Raw genomic sequence first — 22,625 nt, 5'->3', positions numbered from 1 at the left:
TAGATAGCAAAATCGCGGTTTATCTGGGATAACGGTTTGACAGACGGGAGAAACGAGACGTCCCGATACTGGAAACGCGTGCTCATAACCCGGAGGTCGTAGGTTCAAATCCTGCCCCCGCGACCAAGACTTTTAGCAGCTCAGAGGCATTGTTTCTCTGGGCTGTTTTCTTTTGGCTAAATAGTGCGGCGAAGAAATAGCGAAGAAAATAAGACGGAACCACGCACAAAGAAGCCTACCGGAGTGCAATAAAGCCAAACGCTGGTAAAAAAGACCGGACTAGCACGTAGAATCTTTCTTAGTGGAAAAGGCTATCAAGTGAGGGTCCGTATGCCGGGGAAGAAAGCCGATGCAGAAGCTTTTGCAAGCAAGTGGGCGAACAAGGGAATTGAGAACCAGGACACCCAGCGGTTCTGGATCGACTTCTATCAGAACGTCCTGGGCGTTGAGGATGCAGTCTCGAGGCTCGAGTTCGAAAAGCCCGTCTCCACCGATGCGAGCACGCATGAGGGCTATATCGACGTCTTCATACCATCAGCCAAAACCCTTGTCGAACAGAAGTCGCTGGGAATCGACCTCGCCAAGGAGGAGACGCGCCAGGGCCGCAAGGTGACGCCCGCGAAGCAGGGCAACGCCTACGCTCAGGGCATGCCCCTCTCCCAACAGCCGCGCTACATCATCGCTTGCAATTTTGCCGAGTTTTGGGTCTTCGACCGCGAGCGGGACTCGCTATGCCGGGAGCCTCTTTTCAAGTTGCCGCTCGCCGAGCTCCCCAAGAACCTCGCGGCCATCCAGTTTCTCAAGGGTGGGGCGGAGGCTCCGGCCACGATCTCTCGCGCCGTCTCCGTAGAGGCCGGCAAGATCATGTCGAAACTTCATGACCAGGTTGCCGAGGCGTTCGACGACCCCGACGCGCCCGAGAACCACCATGCGCTCTCCGTGCTCATGACGCGCCTCATGTTCCTTATGTTCTGCGAGGACGCTGGTCTCATGGAGCCAAATGCCTTCCGAGACTACGTCGCACACTTCCAGGCGGGTGATCTCAGGCGAGGCCTCAAGGACCTGTTCGTCTGGCTCGATACCAAAGATGAAGATCGTGACAAGTACGCCGAGGACTGGTTGAAGAAGCTACCCTATATGAATGGCGGCCTCTTTCGTGAGAGGACGGAAATCCCGCCATTGTCCGAGAGTTTCCGACATACGCTCATTGTCGAGGGCTGTCAGGAATTCGATTGGACTGGCGTGAGCCCCACGGTCTTCGGTTCCATCTTTGAGGGGGCGCTGTCGCATGACCATCGGCGTGCGAACGGCCAACACTTCACGAGCCCCGAGAACATCCATAAAGTGATTGACCCGCTTTTTCTCGACGATCTCAAGGTGGAGTTTGATGAGGCCTGTGCAAAGCCCGTCGCGGGCGGCGCGAGGACCCGTGCTCTCAAGGAGCTCCATGAGAAGATCGGTTGCATCTCTATCCTCGATCCGGCGGCAGGTTCGGGTAATTTCCTTACGGAGAGCTATCTCTGCCTGCGACAGTTAGAAAACCGTATTCTTTTTGAACTCCAAGGAGAACAAACGTCTTTCCGCTTTGAGGAGGTCGAGGCCGCCGACGTCCTTGTCAGTCTGAAGAATTTCCATGGCATCGAGCTTGAGGATTTCGCCTGCTGCGTTGCCCGCACTGCGCTCTGGATTGCCGAGAAGCAGGCGGATGCCGATACGGCAAAGGTGACGCAGCGCGTCTATCAGGAACTGCCGCTCACGGACTGCGAGGGCATCGTCAACGCAAACGCGCTTCGCATCGACTGGAACGACGTGGTCCCAAGTGATGAGGTCAACTACGTTCTCGGCAATCCGCCGTTTATCGGGCAGTCCCAAAGGACCGATGAGCAGGTGGACGACCTCAAGTATGTTTGGGGCCGGGGCTACGACGGCTATCTCGACTATGCGACATGCTGGTATAGGAAAGCGGCCGATTATTTGGTTAATACTGACGCGGAGTTTTCGTTTGTCTCGACGAACTCGATTTGCCAGGGCCAGCCGGTTCCATCCCTTTTCAGGCCCCTATTCGACGCGGGATGGAGGGTCAGTTTCGCACACCGTTCTTTCGTATGGGATTCGGCGGCTGACGACGAGGCCCATGTGCACGTAGTCATCGTTGGATTCTCCCAGGGTCCCGTGGAGCCTGTTGCCTTCTCGTATCATCGGGGCAAAAGGACGATTGAGCATCCGAACAATTTGAACGGTTACTTGCTTGACGCTCCGAACGTCTTTGTTGAGAAGAAAATGAGACCACTGTTTGAGGATGTATCTCCTATGGTCATCGGAGGTAAACCGGCGGATGGGGGATACTTCCAGATTAAGACAAGAGAAGAATACGAGGACGTTATTTCCGACAGCGTCGCCGCAAAATATGTAGTCCCGTGTGTGGGAGCCCAGGAGTTGATTAACAACAAGGAAAGATGGTCTTTGTGGCTTGCGGACGCGCCTAGATCGGATATCGCGAAATCCCCGATCTTGAGGGAGAGGGTCCAGGGAGTCCGAGATTTCCGTTTGGCTTCGAAGAAAGCATCGACGAGGCGGCTTGCTGATGAGCCCTGGCGCTATGCTGAGGTGAGGAAGGCCGACGGGCCGTTCCTCTGCGTCCCGCGTCATTTTTCCGGTGGGCGAAAGTACTTCACGGTCAAACGGTGTGAATCCGGGGAAATCGCTACGGACGCCTGTTTCTTCGCCGACGACCCCGATGGTCTCCTGTTCGGAATCATCTCATCAGGGGTCTTCATGGCGTGGCAGAAGGCGGTCGGAGGCGAGCTCAAGAGCGACTGCCGTTTCTCGAACACCATCGTGTGGAACAATTTCCCCCTGCCGAAATTAACCGATGAGGGACGGCGGGCCATCATCGATGCCGGTCAGGCGGTGCTTTCTGCAAGGGGGCTGTATCACGGCGCGTCCCTGGCCGACCTCTATAAACCGGCGGACGAGTTCCTGTATCCAGAGCTGTTCGAAGCCCACGGCAAGCTCGACGAGGCAATCGAATCGGCCTACGGTGTCGATTTCAATGGAGACGAGAACAAGATCGTCTCTCATCTATTTAATCTCTATGCCGAAAAGGTCGGTGAGTAGCGTGAAGGGGAGTGCCGTAAAGCCAAAAGAGGGGGCGGAGCTATCCGAGCCCGATTCTGTGAAAGAAGGTGTTGGGGGCCTAAAGGCTGAGGCTGATCGGCAGGAGGAAGAAGCCCAGAGATACGCCATTGCCTTCCTCAAGAAGGTGATGAGGCTGAAGGGCGTGGCGATTGAGCGCGGCCATTTTCTCCGTTCTGAGTTCAGGAAACGAGGCGTCTCGGACGAGCGAGTGGAGCTCGCGATTTCAATGAGCCCGGCTGCCGCTGGGGTGGATTCCGACCTCGTTGACTCCATCGCGAGGGACGTCATTGATTTCGAGACGAAGAAATCGACCGTTCTTTCGTTCTCCGCGGGATTGCCCGGAGGGCTCGCGATGCTCGGAACGATCCCGGCGGACGTGACGCAGTACTATGTCCACGCCTTTCGAATCATGCAGAAACTGGCGTATCTCTACGGCTGGCAGTCCTTCATCGACGATTGCGACGAGATGGACGATGAGACCTTGGCGGCTTTTGCCCTTCTCCTGGCTGTGATGGTCGGAGTGAGCGGGGCCAACTCCGCGTTGACGGCGTTTTCCAAAACGGTTCAGTCGAATATCGCCAAGAAGGTCGCCAGCAAGGCGCTTACGCAGACGAGCTACTACCCGATCATCAAAAAGGTTCTTGCCGGAATCGGCGTCAAGATCACCAAAAGCAGTTTCGGCGACGCGGTGAGCAAAGTCGTTCCGGTCGTCGGCGGCTTCACCTCGGGCGGCCTCACGTTCGTTAGCCTCAAAGGCGGGTCCAGGAGACTTGCAGGGGAGCTCAGGTTGTTGCCACAGGCGGCAGGCCCCGCAACTGCGGAACGGTCGGGCCCCGTTGGGCTATAAGCCGATTCGGTAAACTAGAACAGAAAGAGGAGCCAGATATGGCAATTAACTTGAAGACTGCGAAAGGCACGCATCGGGCGAGAGGGTGACGGATGAAGACTTATAACCTGGACACCATCCAGAAGGTTCCCCTGCGCGAGGTGTGGCCGCATGAGGCCCACGACTTCACCAAGTGGCTGGCCGAGGAGCAGAACCTCGCAACCCTCGGGATGGCGGTCGGAATCGAGCTCGAGCTCATAGAGACTGAGTCCTCGGTCGGATCGTTCAACGTGGACATCTACGCGCAGGAGTCCGGTACGGGCCGCAAGGTGATCATCGAGAACCAGCTCGAGGACACCAACCACGACCACCTCGGCAAGGTGATCACGTACGCCGCCGGCAAGGGCGCCGAGGTCGTCATCTGGGTCGTGGCGCGCGCCCGCGACGAGCACCGCCAGGCCATCGAGTGGCTCAATCAGCACACCGACAGCGACTTCGGGTTCTTCCTGGTCGAGGTCGAGCTCTGGAGGATCGGGGACTCCCTGCCCGCCCCGCGCTTCGGCGTGGTCGAGCAGCCGAACGAGTGGACCAAGACCGTGAAGCTCTCCGAGGGGCTCAGCGAGACCGAAAAGGTCAAGCTGGCGTACTGGACGGCCTACCGCGAGGTGGCGGGCGGCCATCCGGAGTTCCTCAAGGAGTTCAGCCCGCAGAAGCCCAGCAAGGACCATTGGTCGACGCTTCGCCTGGGGGTCTCGGCATACCATCTCGCCCTGCTCATCGATACGCACAAGGGCCGCACGGGTATCGAGCTGTACGTGGACGACGACAAGGAGATCGGGCACCGCGCCATCGCCAACAGCGGAATCTTCGAGGAGCGCCTCGGGCTGACGGCGGCACCCTTCGATGCGAAAAAGGCCTCGGGACTGCGCTTCTACAAGGCGGGCCACCCCATCAAGGGCCACCAGGACGCATGGCCGGGGTACATCGAGGAACAGCTCGGATGGGCCCTCGAGATGAAAATAATAATCGCGGAGATCGGACTTTAAAAGCGCTTCGGCAATTACTGGGCTTATTGGACACACTTTTTGTCCTATAAGCCGACTGTTTTCTGACTACAAAATGCGGGGATGTCATCGAAAACAACGCTTGCGGTATCCAGATTCTGGTGGGGATAGATATCGCGAGCAAGGATTCCGATGCTAGACGATGCGCCCGGTAAGGTGCCCGGACGCATCGCGGTCGGTCTGTTGGGGGCCGTGCATCTGACGGTAAGATCTATCACGATGTTACAGGGCATGCCATCTTGCGGTCTTTCCCGTTCCGTCGCTATCGATGGTCTTGTCCACCTTCTTCATTTTCGCTAGAAGGTTCGATACCTTCTTGGCCTTTTGCGCGTCGGTAAGGCCCGAGGGGAGAAGATCGTTGATGAGGGCGGTGATTTTCGCACGTGGTGCGGGCCCCGTTTCTGAGAGCATCTGAATGACAAGCGCCTTGCAGGCCTCTTCATTGAGGCTTTTGCTGCGCGTGTAAGACACCTCCTGTCCCGTCTTCGAGGCAAGGGCGTTCGTGATGGAGATATGGGGGTACCTGCCTTCGATAAGCTTGAGTCGATGCAGCTCTGAGGCCTCCTCGTTCGTGATTTCCTCGCCTTTTTGAACCTTGTCCAAAAGGTAGACGACGTCCATCGGAAGGTCCGGCTTAGCATAGAGTAGCCTGCTGTAGCTCTCATTGATGGTCTTACCGTAGACACTTACGCGCACGCGGGTTGGATCCGAAAGGTCGTAGGTGGGTAGGGGGAAGTATCGCTTTCTCTGCATCTGGAATACTTTGGGGATTCCCATGGCGATGGTGTCGATCATGTCCATCTGCACCATCGCCTCGGAAAGGAAGGGGTTGCGGTAGTAGCTTGGCTTAAAACCCGGCCGCATCGCATTTTCGATTGTCTCCGGAATGAAGGACCCTTCGTTTAGGAAAACGAGGTGATCCTCGAATTCCTCGACGTTGATTCGCCCCTGCATGGAATAGTCTTGATGGGCGATACAGTTGTTCAGGAGCTCTCTGATGATCTCGGGTTCGTACTGGTCAGCCTCAAAGGGAAACAGACTCGCGCCATTTGCGTTGAACCGGTACTTCGCGTTGCGGATTTTCCCGAGTACCTGGTCAATCGCGAGAAGGAAGGGTGGTTTGAAGTGCTCGTAAGAGGTTACCGATCCATTGGAGGCATAGAGAGTCCAGGTGATGCGCGGGCTCATCCCATCGAGCAAGCGGGTGGATTCCGGCCTTCCGAGCAGGATGAGTGTCGTCGGGGTGATCTTGCCGTTTCTGGTTAGGTTTGCCATGTCGAGAATCGTGCGGTCATCCATGTCCGCGAACGCCCCGGAATGCCGTCGGTGCTTGGAGAGAAAGAGCCCCACCGCTTTCTTCACGGCTTCGGGGTCGAGGTCCTCGAAGGTTGCTTCTTCGATTTCGAGGGCACTCCAGTCCGGCCTCCGCATTTGGCGTATCTGCTCGTACTTATCGATGGGGAGTGGCCCGAGTGATTCGCCCTCGCGCGCCCATGCCGCATTGTTGAACGCCGTTGGCATGCCCGGCGTTGCGGCGGGGATTTGAAACGCGAGGACGCGTTTGCCGTCAATCCTGAGTTCATGGATCTCTCTCAGGGTGAGGTGGTTGTTCGCGCGGTCCGCAATCTCCTTTTTAAGGGATCTAAGGTTGGCCGGATTTCCTTCTCGGTAAGCGGTTCCGCATGCGACCTTGTCGTTGTCCATACCGAAGATGAGCCAGGCGTCTTGTTTCCCGCGCAGGACCGCTTCGTTACTCAGGGCGGAGAAGTACTTCCCGAGGTTCTTGAAACTGAAGTCGTTTTTCGCTTCCTTGAGCTCGATAACCTCGCTCTCGTAGGGCTTCTCGATACGGGCGATGAGTTCAAGGACGTCGTGATCGCTGTAGTACAAGATCGCTCCTAACGGTCTCGTGGCTGATATTTAGTCGTAAGATACGACTAAATACCGAAATCAAAGTCATTTTAGTCCAATCTAACGACTAGAAATAAAGATGTTGGACTGTTTATAGGACTAAACACTGTGGAAGGCCCGGCTTTAGTCCAATCGCTGTTTGACGGCCCGCCATATCCGTAACCCGGAGGTCGTAGGTTCAAATCCTGCCCCCGCGACCAAGAACTTGCAGCTCGTCGGCCTAGCCGACGAGCTTTTTTGTTATTCCGGGATCGTGTTTTCGGTACGGTCCGCAGCTTCTCAAACAATATCTTGATCTGTAACAGATGGACCCGATTTGGACGTCTGGCCGTTACAAATCGAGACAAACCAGCACGCCAGCCTCCGTTTGTCTAAATCTGTAACACGAGGAGCGATTTTTGTCGTCTAATTGTTACAGATCAAGATTATTCGGAAGCCCGGTTTGGTTTGTCTCGATCTGTAGCGCCTAGGGCCGGTTTTGGTCGATAGATGTTACAGATCGAGACGTTTTGTTGGGATGGTTTCTATTGTCTCGATCTGTAACAGGTAGGGGTCAAAAGTGGGTCTAGCTGTTACAGATTTAGATTGTTGAGGATGGGTCGAGAGGAATATCTCGATCTGTAACAGTAAGACCCGGTTTTGCTGAGTAACTGTTACAGATTGAGACAAACCGACGGGCCGCCCCGCCCCATCCGCCTGCCTCCACCTGATATTCGCCGATTTTCGTTGTGCCGCTGTACCCCCATGCCATATCCTCTAAACAACTACGCGGCACCATCGCCGCCGCGTCTACAAGAGAGGAATGTCCATGACCGCACCTGCGTCCAAGCTGCTCCAGCCCATTACGGTTGGCCCCCTTGAGCTCAAGAACCGCATTATGTTCCCGCCGCTGACCACCGGCTATGAGGAGCGCGACGGTTCCATCGGCGAGCGCAGCCTGGCTTTTTACGAGCGCCTGGCCCGTGGCGGCGTGGGCTACATCGTCATCGGCGACGTCGCTCCCGTCATGACCGCAAGCCCCACGCCCAAGCTGGCGACCGACGCCCAGATCCCCACGTTTAAGGCGCTGGCCGACGCCGTCCACAAGCACGGTGCCAAGGTCGCGCTGCAGCTGTTCCACCCCGAGTACGACGTGCCCGGTGTCGGCCGCATGGTCATGGGCTCCATGGCCGCCGCCAAAGCCGCGCAGGAGGCCAAGGCCGCCGGCGACGAGGAGACCTTTGCCGCCAAGATGGCCGAGTCCAACGAGATCCGCAAGCAGGCATATGCCAAGCTGCACCACGACATGCAGCACTTTGTGAACGAGGCGAGTGTAGAGCAGCTCACCCAGATCAAGGAGGCCATCGCTGCCTCGGCCGCTCGCGCGCAGCAGGCCGGCATCGACGCCATCGAGGTCCACGGCGACCGCCTGGTGGGTTCGCTGTGCTCCGCGATCCTCAACAAGCGCACCGACGAGTACGGAGGCTCGTTTGAGAACCGTGTTCGCTACGCGCTGGAGGTCGTCGCTGCCATCAAGGAAGCCGCGCCGCAGCTGATGGTGGAGTATAAGCTCCCCGTGATCATGGAGAACCCCGACGGCACGCTGCGTGGCAAGGGCGGCCTGCAGCCCGATGAGGCCTGCGAGTTCGCCAAGCTGCTCGAGGGCGCGGGCATCGATATGATCCAGGTTGCACAAGCCAACCACACCGGCAATATGGGCGACACCATTCCGTCCATGGGCGCCATGCCCTACAACTGGACGCTGCCCGTGGCCGAGCGCGTCAAGGCCCTGGTCTCCGTGCCGGTGGCAACTGTGGGCCGTGTTGTCTCGGTCGAGGCTGGCGAGAAGATCCTGGAAGACGGCGCGGCCGACATCATCGCCTATGGCCGCTCGCTCATGTGCGACCCCGACATTGCGCTAAAGGCCGCCACGGGCGAACCCATCCGCGAGTGCCTCAACTGTAACAAGGGCTGCGTCGATGCGATTCAAAACCGCAAGTACATCTCGTGTGTGCTCAACGCCGAGAACGGCGACGAGGCTACCATCGCCATTAAGCCGGGCGAGGGCGACAAGAAGATCGCCGTTGTGGGCGGCGGTATTGCCGGTCTGGAGGCCGCACGCGTGGCGGCCAAGCGCGGCTACGACGTGACCGTCTACGAGGCGAGCGATCATCTGGGCGGCCAGATTGTGCTGGCGGCCGCGCCTCCGCGCAAGGACGAAATCATGCGCTCGGTCGAGTATTACGAGAAGATTCTGCCCGGCCTGGGCGTGAAGGTTGAGCTCAACCATGCCGCTACGGCAGAGGACCTCAACGCCGCCGACGCCGCGATTGTGGCTGTGGGCGCGCACGACGTGGTCATCCCTGTTCCGGGTGCCGATTCTAAGAAGGTCGTCTCGAGCTGGGACGTGCTGGCCGGCAAGGTGGAGCTTACGGGCCGCGTCGCCGTCATTGGCGGTGGCCTGGTGGGCACCGAGACTGCCGAGTACCTGCTGCAGCACGGCTGCGAAGTGGCGATCGTGGAGATGCTCGACAAGATTGCCGCGGGCGAGTCCGAGACCATTCTGCCGCTGATTATGAGCGACTTTGCAGAGCACAACGTGGAGCAGCATGTTAAGACCCGTCTGACCGCCATTACCGACGAGGGCGTGGAGGCCGTGCGCACTGCCGATGACGGCGCCGAGGAGCCGGTGAAGATCGCCTGCGATTACGTGGTGATGGCCGTCGGTTCCAAGGCCAACGCGTTTGACTTGGATGGCGTTACGGTGCCCGTGACCTGTGTGGGCGACTGCTCGGGCGAGCGCACCGCCGACATTGCGAACGCCATTCGCACGGCATATCACGCGGCCAACGAGCTGTAGTTGAACATCGCGGCCAGGTGGGGCGGTAGCACGGATCTGTCTCGCCCGGCCGCGTCCCATCGGGTGTTAATCGGGGCGGGGCCTGCAAGCGCAGCAGGTCCCGCCCTTTTTGTTTTGCCCCGGTGAACGGCAATGCGCGCTAATCATGGGGAGTGAGGCGTCTACTGCCTTGCAGGCTGCTCAAAATTATTGGAGGAGGGGTTAATAATCATATCCTCTATTCCAAAGGATATAAAGAGATGCCAATTTTGCTGGCAAGCGAATGACGATTAGCTGCGAGCTAGTTACCAGCGTAAATAATCAATAAAGAAGTGTCGTAAATTGGTGTCAAATTCCCAGATAGCGCCGCGTCTATTTTAATTAACTGCTTTGAGCAAACAGTAAAATGCTACTATCTAACTTGCACGTAAGAAAGCAATTTAACGTTTAAGGCTAAGAAGTAGAAGTGGCAGGTATGTCAGAAACAACAAGGACTCGCACGCATGCGCCCGAGATTAGGCAGCGCGCTGTCGAGATCCTCCAAGAAGGGGTCGGCCATCGCGCGCTCGCCGCAGAGCTTGGCATTCCCCAGGCCACAGCCCGTCAGTGGGCCCGTGCGTATGCCGTGGGCGGCGCCGACGCCGTTCTCAATGCGGGCTCTCATCACCACACATATTCGTTTGACGTTAAGCTTGCCGTGGTTAAGGACCGCTTGGAACATGGTCTGACGGTGCGTGAGGTCATGGTCAAGCACAAGATCCCCAGCGAGTCTTCGGTTAAAGCTTGGTGCCGACAGTATCGCGACGGTGGCGAGGCCGCCTTGGTCGATAAGCCGCGGGGTCGTAAACCGCGCGTTAAAAAGGCGGAATAGCGAACGGGATGGTGCGTCCGCAGGGGCGCATTTTTCTTGCCGCGCCAACTTTTTGGACCGCCGCGAGTCTATCGGGACATCCTTCAAAGTGGTCAATAAACCGCGCGTAGTGGCCCGTGCGCCCGCCGCTACGAGAGGGGGAGCGTTGCCTCTCTACTCCAAAGCGGACATGCCCTTACCCCATACGCCTAAAACTCCCCAGTTGACCGAAAACCTGCCGCCTGAACTCCCAATTTGAGCTATAACGTTAAATAATTGCAGCGTTTTTGCATGGGGGAGTGATGGTATGACGCTACTGTATTTCCTTACCCTGTTTCCGCTGGTACCGGCGATGGGCATGCTGCTCGCGCGCAGTGACCGAGCCCGCGATGCGGTAGGGCTTGTAGGCTCCGGCATTATTATGGCGGTGACCGTTGTAGTTGCCGTCTTATTTTTTGGCACGGGTCCGCAGGGCTTTGAGGTTGCCCCCGGCACCTCGCATGTGCTCTCGATCATCAGCTCCGTCATCGACGTAATTCTGTGCGCCGTCATCCTGTACAACGCGTTCAAATATAGGAACGCGCTTACCGGTGTGCTCGGCGTGGTGCAGCTGGTGGGTTCGGTTGCCTTCGCTGCCATGACGCTGCCCACGGCCGAGGTCGTCACCGCCACGCCGCTCTACCTGGACTATATGAGCGTGATCATGGTGCTCGCCGTTGGCATTGTCGGCAGTCTGATCTGCGTGTATGCCCTGGGCTACATGAAGGACTTCCAGGCGCACGATGAGCACGAGGCCGCGCTGCGTGGGCAGACCGCGCCCGACCGACGCCCGCAGTTCCTGGCGCTTATGTTCCTGTTCCTTTCGGCCATGTTCGTCATCGTGACGAGCGACAACCTGGAGTGGCTGTTCTGCGGCTGGGAAATCACCACCGTGTGCTCGTTTCTTATGATTGGCTATACGCGCACGCCCGAGGCTATCAAAAACGCCTTTACCCAGATCATCCTCAACATGCTGGGCGGCATCGCGTTTTTGGCGGGCCTTATGTTCCTGCACGTCAACGGCGTGCCGCTGACCATTTCGGGCATGATCGAGCTTTCCGGCGCCGGAACCGCGCAATCCGCGCTGCTGGTGCTGCCGGTCGTCTTGCTGTCGATCGCCGCGCTTACCAAGGCCGCACAGATGCCGTTCCACACCTGGCTGCTCGGCGCCATGGTCGCCCCCACGCCCACGAGCGCCCTGCTGCACTCGTCCACCATGGTCAAGGCCGGCGTGTTTTTGATGGTCAAGCTGAGCCCGCTGTACGCCACCTATCCCGTGACCGGCTTTATGGTCACGAGCGTGGGCGCCATCACGTTTTTGCTCGCCGCCCTCATGGCCATCTCGCAGAGCAATGCCAAGCGCGTGCTCGCGTACTCCACCATTTCCAACTTGGGCCTCATCAGTGCCTGCCTGGGTGTCGGCGCGCCCGAGGCCGTGTGGGCCGCCATCTTCTTGATCTTGTTCCATACGGTGGCAAAGTCGCTGCTGTTCCTGTGCGTGGGCACGGCCGAGCATCATATCGGTAGCCGCGATATCGAGGACATGGACGGCATGTTCAGCCGCATGCCGCACCTGACGCGCCTGATGATGCTGGGCATCATGGGCATGTTCGTGGCGCCGTTTGGCATGCTCGTGTCTAAGTGGGGCGCCCTGGTGGCGTTTGCGCAGACCGGCAATGTGCTCATGATCATGGTGCTGGCCTTTGGCTCGGCCGCGACGTTCTTCTTCTGGGGCAAGTGGCTCGCCAAGCTCTCGGGCGTGGATTCTACGGCCGAAAACGTGGAGGGCAATGTCCATAAGACCGAATGGATAGCGCTCAACACTATCGCCGCGCTGCTGATTCTGTGCTGTGTAGCGTTCCCGATTATCTCGAGCGGTCTGGTGTCGCCTTACTTGGCCATGGTGTTTGGCCGCGTGCCGTATGTTATTGGCAAGGATGCCATGTATCTAATGGTGGTTATCGTGGCTTTTATCGCCGTGGTGCTGCTGACTTCATTCCGCGTGAGCAACAAACCGCATGTAAACGTATATCTTTCGGGTGTGGGAACCGACAATTACCGTCATTTCCGCGGCTCGATGGGACACGAGGTGAAGGCCGAAAAGCGCAATTGGTACCTGGAGGACGCCCTTAGCGAGAAGCGCATTGGCCCCGCGGGCAGCATCGTGTGCTGCAGCATCATCCTGTTCGCGCTGCTATGCTGCGCATGGATTGGTCCCGATACGCTCGCCATGGGCGAGCCCTCGGTGCTGCGCGGCAAGTATTTCGAAGGCTCGGGCGTCGTGGGCATCTTTATAGGCACCGTGGCGTTTGCCCTGCTGGCGCCTTTGGTTGGTGGCCTGATCGACGGCATCGACCGCAAGCTGTCCGCCCGCATGCAGGGCCGCGTGGGACCGCGTCTGCTGCAACCGTTCTACGATGTAGCCAAGCTCCTGCGCAAAGCCCCTGCCAGCGTAAACACCGTGGACGATACCTACATGGCGTGCGCGCTCATCTTTACCGTGGTGGGCGGCGGCATCTTTGTGTCGGGTTCCAACACACTGTTATGCGCCTTTATGGTTACCCTCGCTGCGATCTTTGTGGTGCTGGCGTCCGCCTCGACGCAAAGCCCGTTTGCCCAGGTCGGAGCCGACCGCGAGCTGCTGCAGGTCATGAGTTACGAGCCCGCCGTTTTGCTGATGAGTGTGGGCCTGTACCTTGCCACCGACAGCTTCGATTCCATCGCCGTGACGGGGCAGTCGGCCCCCATCATCGTGTACAGCGTGCCCATTTTCCTCGCGCTGCTCGCGGTGCTTACCATCAAACTGCGCAAGTCGCCGTTTGACCTTTCATACTCGCATCACGCGCATCAGGAGATCGTCCAGGGCGTCGCCACCGAGATGAGCGGCGGCACGCTGGCCAAGATGACCCTTATGCACTGGTGCGAGACTGTGCTGTTTTTGATGTGGGTGGGCATGTTCTTTGTTTGGGACAACCCGGTGAGCTGGGTCGTAGCCCTGGTCGTGATGGCTGCGACGTATTTTGTCGAGGTGCTGATCGATAACACCTTCGCCCGTAGCACCTGGCGCAGCTGCTTTAAGCTCGGCTGGGGTGTGGCACTGGTGTTTGGCCTGCTCAACCTTATGCCCATCCTCGTCGACGTGTTTATTTAGGAGGCGGCATCCATGGATCATAAAATGTCGCGTTCGCCGTGGGTTATTCATTACGACGGTTCGAGCTGCAACGGATGCGATATCGAGGTGCTGGCCTCGCTCACGCCGCTGTTCGATGCGGAGCGCTTTGGCGTGGTCAACACCGGCAACCCCAAACATGCGGACATCTTTTTGGTGACGGGGTCGGTCAACGCCCAGAACTTGCCCGTCGTGCGCCAGATCTACAACCAGATGCTCGAGCCCAAGTGCGTGGTGGCGTGCGGCATCTGCGCGTGCTCGGGCGGCGTGTTCCGCGATGCGTACAACGTGATCGGTGGCGTGGACCGCGCAATTCCCGTGGACGTGTACGCGCCCGGATGCGCCATTCGCCCCGAGACGGTGATCGACGCCATCGTGGAGGCGTGCGGCATCCTGGACCAGAAGGAGGCCGTGATGCGCGCCGGCGGCGACCCGCTTACCGTGGGCGGTGCCGCTACCTGGGATGGTGGTGTTGAGCTGGGCGAGGACGGATTTGTGGCCGCGGCTGAGGCCGGCGACGCGCCCGCCGCTGGCGACGCACCTGCTGGGACGCCCGCCGCGTCCGCCGCTGCAAGGGGGGCCGAGTAATGCAAAAGGCAATCTATACCACCGTCGAGCTCGATGCGCTGCTGTCGCATGTCCAGGCGCTCAAGGGTTCCGGTGCCCGCTTTGTACAGATGCACGCCGAGCGCAATGTGGACGACGGCACGTATCGCTTGGTCTATACGTTCATCAACGTTCGTGCTGCCCAGGAGCAGATCGCGCAGGACGGCAGTTATGCGATTGAGAACCTGGTGGTTGAGGGCATCGACCAGTACCAGGAGATTCCATCCATCAGCTCGTACTACCCTGCGGTGTTCCCGTTTGAAAATGAGGCGCACGACCTGTTTGGGCTTGCCATTACCGACATGCAGATTGACTTTAAGGGCTTTTTCTACCAGGTCTCGACTGCCGAGCCCATGAGCGTCATCACGCCCGAGGTGAAAACCGCGCGCGAGAAGGCCATGAAGGTCCGTGCCGCTGCCGAGGCCAAGGCGCGCAAGGCTGCGGCCGAGAAGGCCGCCGCTGCCGCGGCCGCTGCGGGGGAGGGCGCTGGCGATGCTGCGGGCGCTGCCGTCGCTCAGCCCGCTGCGGCTGCCGGCTCCGATGCTCAGCATGACGAGGCTGCCGCCAAGGCCGCGCTCAAGGCTGCCGAGATGGAGGCAAAGCTCGCCGCCATGGATCCCGAGAAAGCGGCCAAGGTCCGCGCGACACTTGCCGCCAAAGCCGCCCGCGATAAGCAGAAAAAGGAGGCGTAAGGTCCATGGCACATCGCTCCGTTATTCCGTTTGGCCCGCAGCACCCGGTGCTGCCCGAGCCGCTTCACCTGGACCTGGTGCTCGAGGACGACCGCGTTATCGAGGCAATTCCGCAGATCGGCTTTGTGCACCGCGGACTCGAGAAGCTCACCGAAAAGCGTGACATGCACCAGTTTGGCTACATCGCCGAGCGCATCTGCGGCATTTGCGCCGTGGGTCACAGCTGCGGCTATGCCAGCGCCTGCGAGCGCATGCTCGACATCGAGGTGCCTGGCCGCGTGCAGTATATCCGTACCATTTTGCACGAGCTTTCGCGCATTCACTCGCACCTGCTGTGGCTGGGCCTGCTCGCCGATGCCTTTGGCTTCGAGGCGCTGTTCTATCGTTCGTGGACCCTGCGCGAGCAGATTCTCAAGATCTTTGAGAGCACGTGCGGCGGTCGCGTGATTCTGTCGATTAACGAGATCGGCGGCCTTAAGCACGATATCGAGGACTCCGAGCTGGCGGGCATTGTCCAGACGCTCGATGCCATGCGCCCCGACTACGAGGCCCTGGTGCATACGTTTTTGGACGACAACAGCTGCGGCGAGCGCCTGCATGGCGTGGGCGTGATCAGCAAGAAAGACGCGCTGGAGCTTTCGATGGTCGGTCCGTTTGGGCGCGCCTCGGGCGTGGACTACGACGTGCGCATGTTTGGCGACGGTGCCTATGCGGACCTGGCTGCGTTTGAGCCCATCGTTGCCACCGATGGCGACTGCTATGCCCGCTGCCAGGTGCGCTGTGCCGAGGTCACGCAGGCCATGGACATCATTAAGGAGCTTGTGGGAAAGATTCCGCACGACGGCATCGGCGGGCGCACCAAGCTTACGCCGGCCGATGGCGCACGCGGCGAGGTTGTGATTGAGCAACCGCGCGGCGAGGCGTACTACTATGTGCGCGGTAACGGCACCAAGAATTTGGAACGTTTCCGTGTGCGCACGCCGACGTCGCAAAACCTGGCGGGCCTGACGCATGCACTGCAGGGCGTGCTCATTGCCAACGTGCCCATGATTATCCTGACCATCGACCCCTGCATTAGTTGCACGGAAAGGTAGGCGCGGCATGAGTTTGATGACATTTGCCAAGACGGCCTTGGGCTCTATGGTCAAGCAGCCGGTCACGGTGTGCTATCCGCAGGAGAAGCTGGCGGCGCCCGAGCGCCTCCGCGGGCATATCGTCAACGATGTGGACGTGTGCATCTGCTGCGGTATGTGCGCGCGTCGCTGCCCGGCGGGCGCGCTTGCGGTCGATCGCAAGGGTGGTACCTGGTCGATCGATCCGTATGCTTGTGTGGTGTGCGGCGAGTGCATCGAAAGCTGCCCTAAGCACTGTCTGAGTATGGACACCACCCGCACCCCGGTTGCGGCGGACAAGACTCCCACGGTAGAAACCAAGCCGGAGTAGCACTGGAATAGAGCTGGAATAGGGGCCGGTGGGGCAAAAATGCCCCACCGGCCCCGCGCTTAAACGCGCGGCTAGGCTGCCGTTAACAAAACTATGCCGGTTTACGGGGCTGGATAGCGAACCTCCGACCATACAGAAAATTGCAAAAACAAAACCGCAGGTAGACAGCCTGCCGTTTTCCAAAAAATGAAGGTATGGATGAGGGTCCCGACTTTAGCTCCGTAATCCGGCATGGTTTTGAAATGGCACCATATCCGTAACAGCCTTTGATCTCCCGTGGACGGAGGAAAACGGACCATTTTGGCCTTGCGAGGGCTGCCTCGTGACCCGTCTGCCACGAAATGGGCCTATCTACTACGTTTAAGCCGTCGCCCTCAACCATGGCAAATAATGCGAAATAAAAACCGCAGGTAAAACTCCTGTGGTTTTTCATGAAACGCGGTTATGGTCGGGGGTGCAGGACTAAACGTAGTAGATGGGCCGATTTCGTGGCGGGCGCCGTCAGCCGATCTCCGCGGGCGGAAGAAAACGGATCACTTTGGTCCTGCGAGGCTTGCGGAGGCATTCGTGCAGGGGCGCCCGAACAAAACTATGTCGGTTTACTACGATAAATTCGACATCCCCGACCATGACTGCATTTTTCCAAATATTGCAAGCGTTCTACCTGCGGTTTTGCAAGCTCGCAATTTGCTGTGGTTGAAGGTGGGCGATTCATCGTAGTAAACTGGCATCGTTTTGAAATGGCATTAAACCGGTAGCAGACATTTTGTTATGTCGGGGCGGTCGGTCTTCGGGCAACTACCCTCGCAGGTAGGCGATGGCGATTTGGGTGCGGTTGCGCAGGCCCATTTTGGCCAGGATTGAGCTGATATGGTTGCGCACGGTGCCTTCGCCCATATAGGCGGTGGCGGCAATCTCCTTGTTATCGAGGCCGCGGGCAATGAGCTCGGCGACCTCGAACTCGCGGTCGGTCAGGCTGACGAAGGCCGCGGGCCGGCGGGTCGTGCCCACCTCGACGCCCGCCCCATCAAAGTTGATATCCTCGATCGCCTTACCCTCGAGCACGCGTTTGCCGTCCATGACCTGGGCCAACGCCGGCGGGATGGCAGCGACATCGGTTTTGATCAGGTAGCCGCGGGCACCCAGTTTGAGCGCCGACACAATGTACTCGTCATCCGAGAATGTCGTCAGAAACACCACGCGCGCCGCAGGGTCGCGCTCAAGGATCTCGCGGGCCGCCGAAAGCCCGTCGCGCCCCGGCATCTGAATGTCGAGCAGCGCAATATCGGGTGCGTGTTCGGCATAAAGAGCCACTGCATCGTTGCCGTTGGCACCGGTACCCACCACTTCGATCTGCGGCTGGGCGCCCAGGATAATCTTGAGCGAATCGACCACTAGGCGGTCGTCGTCGACAACGATGAGCCTCATCGGCCCTCATCTCCTTGCTGTTTAGGAACGGTGGCAAACACACGCCAGCCGCCGGCGCCGGCGCGTGGGCCGGCGGTGAAGGTGCCGCCAAGCGCCTCGACGCGCTCGCGCATGGAGCCGAGCCCCATGCCTCCTGTGACGTTGCGGCTGCTTGCTTGAGCCCCGCCTGCGCCATCGTCGGTAACGATGAGCTGGTAAAACGACGGATGCTCCATGCATCGTACGGTGACAGTATGGGCGCAAGCATGGCGTATGGCGTTGGAAAGCGCCTCGCGCAGGACCGCCGCAAAGCAGTTGGCGACATTTGCGGGCGCATGCTCGGCCAAAACCTCAAGTTCAATCTGCGGCCCGCCATCTGAGCGCGCGCCCTCCACGATGCGCTCGAGCTGTACGGAGAGATTCGCCGCGTTGTCGTTGAGCGCGTGGACGCTCGAGCGCACGAGCTGAAGCGCTTCGTCCACGGTGCGCTTGACGTCAGCGAAGTCGGCGGCGACGCCGGGCTCGTTGGCGTGGACCACGCGTAGGGCCTCGGTTTGCAGCGAGGCGCGCGTGAGCTGGTGTCCCACGTTATCGTGGATCTCGCGTGCGATGCGGGCGCGCTCGGCGAGCGTTGCGAGCTCGACCTCGTAGTCCTGGCGGTCGGCAAGGTCGCGGTTGCGCGCCTCGAGCGCGAGGGCTCGCTCCTGCAGGTCGTCGCGGGTGCGACGCATGCGCTCCTGCTCGCGCTCCAGCTGAGCGGTGCGCAGAGACAGCAAGGTGGCGGCGACTGAAAGGATGGCGGTCAACAGCAGCGCACGGGTGGGAAGCGCGCCGGCGTGGGCATATGCGACGAGTGCGCAGACAAAGATGGCGCCGGCGCCCAGCGCGACCCAGGCGTGCTCACGGCGCACGTATCGCGCGATGTCATAGAGGGCGAGGGGCGCAAACGGCACAAACGGCGGCACAAAGACGGTCACCATAATGTAAGCGTAGCTCGCGGCCTCACCGGCGCGGCGGGCACGTTCGCCTTGCGCAATTTCCGTAAGCGAGGCGACTGCGACGCCAAGACAAAACGCCGCGACCAAGCAAGCGTCCACGGCAAGGCCCATTGCGGCCGCAATGCAGCACGCCAGCATGATCGATTTGTCGAATAGCCTGTTCATACGGGTATTGTACGCGATGGTGCGCGCGACGATTGCTCGGGTGCCGCAACCGTGACATTCCTCCCGCCCGCCCCCGCCGCACTTGTGACAAAGCTCACTGGCGCGCGCCGGCGGCTCCTGCGATGATGCAATCGTACCGGGCCGCAATCAACGGAAGGGCCGCCTCATGACAGACATCGTCCACGTCGAAAACCTCGTCAAGCGCTACGACGATCTTATCGCGCTCGACCACTTTAACCTGAGCATCGCCCCCGGCGAGATCTTTGGCCTGCTGGGCCCCAACGGCTCGGGCAAGACTACGTCCATCAACTGCATTCTGCAGCTGCTCGCCTACGACAAAGGCACCATCGAGTTGTTCGGCGAGCCCATGACGCCCACGCGTTACGACCTCAAGCGCCGCATCGGCGTGGTGCCGCAGCAGGTGGCGGTGTTCGACGAGCTCACGGTGCGCGAGAACATCGACTATTTCTGCAGCCTCTACGTCAACGACCGCAAGCGCCGTCGCGAGCTGGTCGACGAGGCCATCGACTTTGTCGGGCTGGGCGACTTTGCCAAGTTTCGCCCCGGCAAGCTCTCGGGCGGTCTGGCGCGTCGCCTCAACATCGCCTGCGGCATCGCGCACAAGCCCGAGCTCATCTTCTTCGACGAACCCACGGTGGCCGTCGACCCGCAGAGCCGCAATGCCATCCTGGAGGGCATCTGCCGCCTGCGCGACGAAGGCGCCACGGTGGTGTATACCAGCCATTACATGGAGGAAGTCGAGCAGATCTGCAGCCGCATCATGATCATGGACAGCGGGCGCGTGCTGGCGCAGGGCGCCAACGACGAGCTCAAGCGCATGATTCAGATGGGCGAGCGCGTGACCGTCGAGGTCGGCGCCGTCGAGCTCGCCACGGTCGAGCGACTGCGCGCCCTCGAGCACGTGCTCAGCGTCGAGCTGTCCGGCGGCGAGCTCGTCTGCACCTGCGAAGCGAGCCCGCACAACCTGGTTGACATCCTCGACACGCTGCGCGCCGCCGACGTTGCGCTCGGCCGCGTGTGGAGCGAGCCGCCGACCCTCAACGACGTATTCCTCGAGATCACCGGCCGCGAGCTGCGCGACTAGGGGGCGGCCATGTTCAACACCATTATTATCACGGTCAAGACGCTGCTGCGCCGGCCGAGCACGTGGGTTTGGGGCGCGATCTTTCCCGTCGCGCTTTCCACGATGTTCATGTTTATGTTTGCGAATCTGAGCTCCGACGGCACGGTCGACCCGGTGCCGGTGGCCGTCGTGGCGGATGAGGCCTGGGGCGCCTCAACCTTTAAGGACGTGGCGACGTCGCTTGCCAAGGAAGGCGACGACCAACTGCTCGAGATCCACGAGTTCGACGACGCAGTCGATGCGAACCGTGCGCTTAAGGCTGGCGAGGTCGCGGGCATCTATGCGGTCGATGCCGCGGGCACGCCCAAACTCACATTGCTTTCGAGCTATGACAGCTCGCGTGCGACGTCGGTGCTCACCGACCGCAGCATCCTGGAGACGGTGGCAAGCTCGTATACGCAAAATGCCGAGCTCATGCGCCAGATTGCCCAGGACAACCCGGCGGCGCTCGCCGACCCGGAGGCGGTTGCGCGCGCCCTGTCGCTCGAGGGCGGAATCCGCCGTGTGAGCCTGACGCGTGCCACGCCCGATGGCACGGTCATCTACTACTACGCGCTCTTTGGCCTGGTCGCGATGATGTCTGCCGAGTTTGCCGCCTTGAGCGTCGTCGACCTGCAGCCCAATCTGTCTGGCCTTGGTGCGCGTCGCTGCGTGGGTGGCCTTTCCAAGACGGCGTCGCTGGCCGGCATCTTTGTGGGCGCGTGGTTGGCTTCCTTTGCCTCGATGACGATCGCGATCGGCTACGTGCGCCTGGTCGTGGGGGTCGACTTTGGCGGGCGCGAGGGGCTCTGCCTGGTGGGCGGCGCCGTGTCCGCGCTTGCCGCCACGGGTCTGGGCCTTTTTGTGGGCACGCTTCCCGTTAAGGGCGGCAAGGCGTCCAAGTCGGGCATCCTCACGGGCTTCGCCACCACGTGCGCCCTGTTCGCCGGCCTCTACGGCGAGCCGGCGATGGCGCTTGCCGACGACGTCGCCCGCGCCTGCCCGGCCGAGAGTTGGCTCAATCCCGTCAAGCTTATCTGCGACATGTTCAACCGCCTGTATTTCTTTGAGGACCTGGGCCCCTTTGCCGTTCGCGCCGGCGCGCTGGTCCTTATGGCGTTGCTGTTCGTTGCCGTCGCCACGCTGATCTTTGGAAGGAGCCGCTATGAGCACCTTTAAGACTGCGCTTCGCATGGCGCTGGCGCACCCGTTCTACCTGCTCATCTATACGGTGTTCATCTCGCTCATGGGCGTATTCATCGCGGCATCGGTGAGCTGGAACTCGTCGCAGCTCACCGAGTACGAGCCCTACGACACCAACGTGATCGTGGTCGACCGCGACGACAGCGACCTTTCGCGTGCACTCACCAAGCACCTGGGCTCGCGCTTTGATCTGGTCACGGGTATCGGCGAGGACACCTACGACCTTGCGGACGCGCTTTCCAAGAGCAACAGCGCCAAGGGCAGCGCCGACTGCGTGTTCTTTATCCCGGAGGGGTTTGAGGACGACCTCGTTGCAGCCGCCCGAGCGGGGGAGTCCCTGCCCAAGCTCGATGTGACCTACGGTGCCGGCACCATGGCGGCGGCGCTTTCGTCTGCCGAGGCCTCGCGCTGGATCTCGCTCGCGGGCGCTGCGGCCGCACTTGATCCTACTGTCTCCGACGGTGACGTCGCCAAGGCCGCCGAGCATGCCGCCGTCAAGCGCGCGGAGGTCGAGATTGAGCAGGTCAAGATCGACTCGACAGCCGCCGCCACGCTTGAGTCGTACTTCAACTTTGGCACGTACGCGATTATCTCGTCTGTCATCGTATCGGTGGGGCTGGTGTTCTCGGGCATGAACGAGCCCGAGCGCGTGCGCCGCATGGATGCCGGCCCAATCTCCGAGCGCCAGCGCTCGCTTGCCGTGTTTGCGGCCGCCGCCGTGCTCGCCGTCTGCATCTGGTTTGTGTCGAGCATGATGGGCGTCGTGGGCTTTGCCGGCGCGGTCGCCGAGGTCGGCGTGGGTCGTGTATGCCTGGCACTGGCGGCAACGTTTGCCCTGGCGTGCACGCCGCTGGCCGTTGGCTTTGCGTTGTCGAGCCTGGGCGCGCGCGAGGAGCTGCTCAACGGTGTGGGCAACCTGCTTGGCATGCTCATGACGTTTTTGGGCGGCGCCTGGATGCCGCTGTCGCTGATGGGCCCGGCCGTTCAGACGGTGGCGCACTTTGTGCCGACGTATTGGGTGAACGACGCAATCGGCAAGGCGCTCTCGTCGGACCTGACGTCCGCCGTGCTGGGCGACATCGTCTGCGATCTGGGCGTCACGGTGCTCTTTGCCATGGCCATCGCCGCCGTAGGCCTAGCCCTCACTCACGCCAAATCCCACGCCTAGCCACC

Annotated in this window: 16 protein-coding genes; 13 read left to right on the top strand and 3 right to left on the bottom strand. The window is 60.2% G+C overall.

Annotated features, from left to right (window positions below; all coding sequences use genetic code 11):
* Positions 1–330 precede the first annotated feature (330 nt).
* From ACTQXO_RS02775 to ACTQXO_RS02765, 3 genes are all read left to right on the top strand, one after another.
* Positions 331–3,117, top strand: a complete 2,787-nt coding sequence (locus tag ACTQXO_RS02775; protein ID WP_441038776.1) for a class I SAM-dependent DNA methyltransferase — start codon at positions 331–333, stop codon at positions 3,115–3,117.
* Position 3,118: 1 nt separating this feature from the next.
* Positions 3,119–3,985, top strand: a complete 867-nt coding sequence (locus ACTQXO_RS02770; protein ID WP_441545416.1) for a hypothetical protein — start codon at positions 3,119–3,121, stop codon at positions 3,983–3,985.
* Positions 3,986–4,077: 92 nt separating this feature from the next.
* A complete protein-coding gene (locus ACTQXO_RS02765; protein WP_441032018.1) occupies positions 4,078–5,010 on the top strand; it encodes a DUF4268 domain-containing protein in 933 nt (310 codons plus the stop codon).
* Positions 5,011–5,250: 240 nt separating this feature from the next.
* Here ACTQXO_RS02765 and ACTQXO_RS02760 read toward each other — a convergent pair whose 3' ends face one another.
* On the bottom strand, positions 5,251–6,918 hold the full coding sequence (locus tag ACTQXO_RS02760; RefSeq protein WP_441032020.1) for an RNA-binding domain-containing protein: 1,668 nt from the start codon (positions 6,916–6,918) through the stop codon (positions 5,251–5,253).
* A gap of 829 nt (positions 6,919–7,747) precedes the next feature.
* Between ACTQXO_RS02760 and bilR the strand changes: the two genes are divergently transcribed.
* The 7 genes from bilR to ACTQXO_RS02725 all read left to right on the top strand — a co-directional run bounded on the left by bilR (position 7,748) and on the right by ACTQXO_RS02725 (position 16,556).
* Entirely contained in the window at positions 7,748–9,778 is a 2,031-nt protein-coding gene (gene bilR, locus ACTQXO_RS02755; protein WP_441032022.1) for a bilirubin reductase, long form, read from the top strand.
* A 454-nt stretch (positions 9,779–10,232) separates the two neighbouring features.
* Positions 10,233–10,628, top strand: a complete 396-nt coding sequence (locus ACTQXO_RS02750; RefSeq protein WP_229770663.1) for a helix-turn-helix domain-containing protein — start codon at positions 10,233–10,235, stop codon at positions 10,626–10,628.
* 286 nt (positions 10,629–10,914) lie between these two features.
* Positions 10,915–13,797, top strand: a complete 2,883-nt coding sequence (locus ACTQXO_RS02745) for a proton-conducting transporter transmembrane domain-containing protein (protein ID WP_441032025.1) — start codon at positions 10,915–10,917, stop codon at positions 13,795–13,797.
* Between the two features lie 12 nt (positions 13,798–13,809).
* Positions 13,810–14,403: an NADH-quinone oxidoreductase subunit B family protein gene (locus ACTQXO_RS02740; protein WP_427795592.1), complete on the top strand. Its 594-nt coding sequence runs from the start codon at positions 13,810–13,812 to the stop codon at positions 14,401–14,403.
* Complete coding sequence (locus ACTQXO_RS02735; protein WP_441032027.1) at positions 14,403–15,113, top strand: NADH-quinone oxidoreductase subunit C; 711 nt, start codon at positions 14,403–14,405, stop codon at positions 15,111–15,113. The genes ACTQXO_RS02740 and ACTQXO_RS02735 overlap by 1 nt, the downstream gene beginning before the upstream one ends.
* 5 nt (positions 15,114–15,118) lie before the next feature.
* Positions 15,119–16,207 carry a hydrogenase large subunit gene (locus ACTQXO_RS02730; protein ID WP_441032029.1) on the top strand — a complete coding sequence of 363 codons (1,089 nt, stop codon included), beginning with the start codon at positions 15,119–15,121 and terminating at the stop codon, positions 16,205–16,207.
* Positions 16,208–16,214: 7 nt separating this feature from the next.
* Positions 16,215–16,556: a 4Fe-4S dicluster domain-containing protein gene (locus tag ACTQXO_RS02725; RefSeq protein ID WP_441032031.1), complete on the top strand. Its 342-nt coding sequence runs from the start codon at positions 16,215–16,217 to the stop codon at positions 16,554–16,556.
* A 798-nt stretch (positions 16,557–17,354) separates the two neighbouring features.
* Here ACTQXO_RS02725 and ACTQXO_RS02720 read toward each other — a convergent pair.
* The gene (locus ACTQXO_RS02720) at positions 17,355–17,984 is read right to left on the bottom strand and encodes a response regulator (RefSeq protein ID WP_441032033.1); all 630 of its coding nucleotides are present in this window, start codon (positions 17,982–17,984) and stop codon (positions 17,355–17,357) included.
* Positions 17,981–19,126, bottom strand: coding sequence for a sensor histidine kinase (locus ACTQXO_RS02715; RefSeq protein WP_441032035.1), 1,146 nt, complete (start codon positions 19,124–19,126; stop codon positions 17,981–17,983). The genes ACTQXO_RS02720 and ACTQXO_RS02715 overlap by 4 nt, the downstream gene beginning before the upstream one ends.
* A gap of 166 nt (positions 19,127–19,292) precedes the next feature.
* Between ACTQXO_RS02715 and ACTQXO_RS02710 the strand changes: the two genes are divergently transcribed.
* The 3 genes from ACTQXO_RS02710 to ACTQXO_RS02700 are packed head-to-tail and all read left to right on the top strand — an operon-like array spanning position 19,293 to position 22,620.
* The gene (locus ACTQXO_RS02710; RefSeq protein WP_441032037.1) at positions 19,293–20,231 is read left to right on the top strand and encodes an ATP-binding cassette domain-containing protein; all 939 of its coding nucleotides are present in this window, start codon (positions 19,293–19,295) and stop codon (positions 20,229–20,231) included.
* 9 nt (positions 20,232–20,240) lie between these two features.
* Positions 20,241–21,428: an ABC transporter permease gene (locus ACTQXO_RS02705; protein WP_441032039.1), complete on the top strand. Its 1,188-nt coding sequence runs from the start codon at positions 20,241–20,243 to the stop codon at positions 21,426–21,428.
* Complete coding sequence (locus ACTQXO_RS02700) at positions 21,415–22,620, top strand: ABC transporter permease (protein ID WP_441032041.1); 1,206 nt, start codon at positions 21,415–21,417, stop codon at positions 22,618–22,620. The genes ACTQXO_RS02705 and ACTQXO_RS02700 overlap by 14 nt, the downstream gene beginning before the upstream one ends.
* The last annotated feature ends 5 nt before the right edge of the window (positions 22,621–22,625 follow it).

The sequence above is a fragment of the Collinsella sp. LCP19S3_D5 genome, from assembly GCF_052121415.1.
In the GTDB taxonomy this organism is placed as follows: domain Bacteria; phylum Actinomycetota; class Coriobacteriia; order Coriobacteriales; family Coriobacteriaceae; genus Collinsella.
Note: the sequence above shows the minus strand (reverse complement) of the source record. Positions and strands in the feature narration are given on the sequence as shown.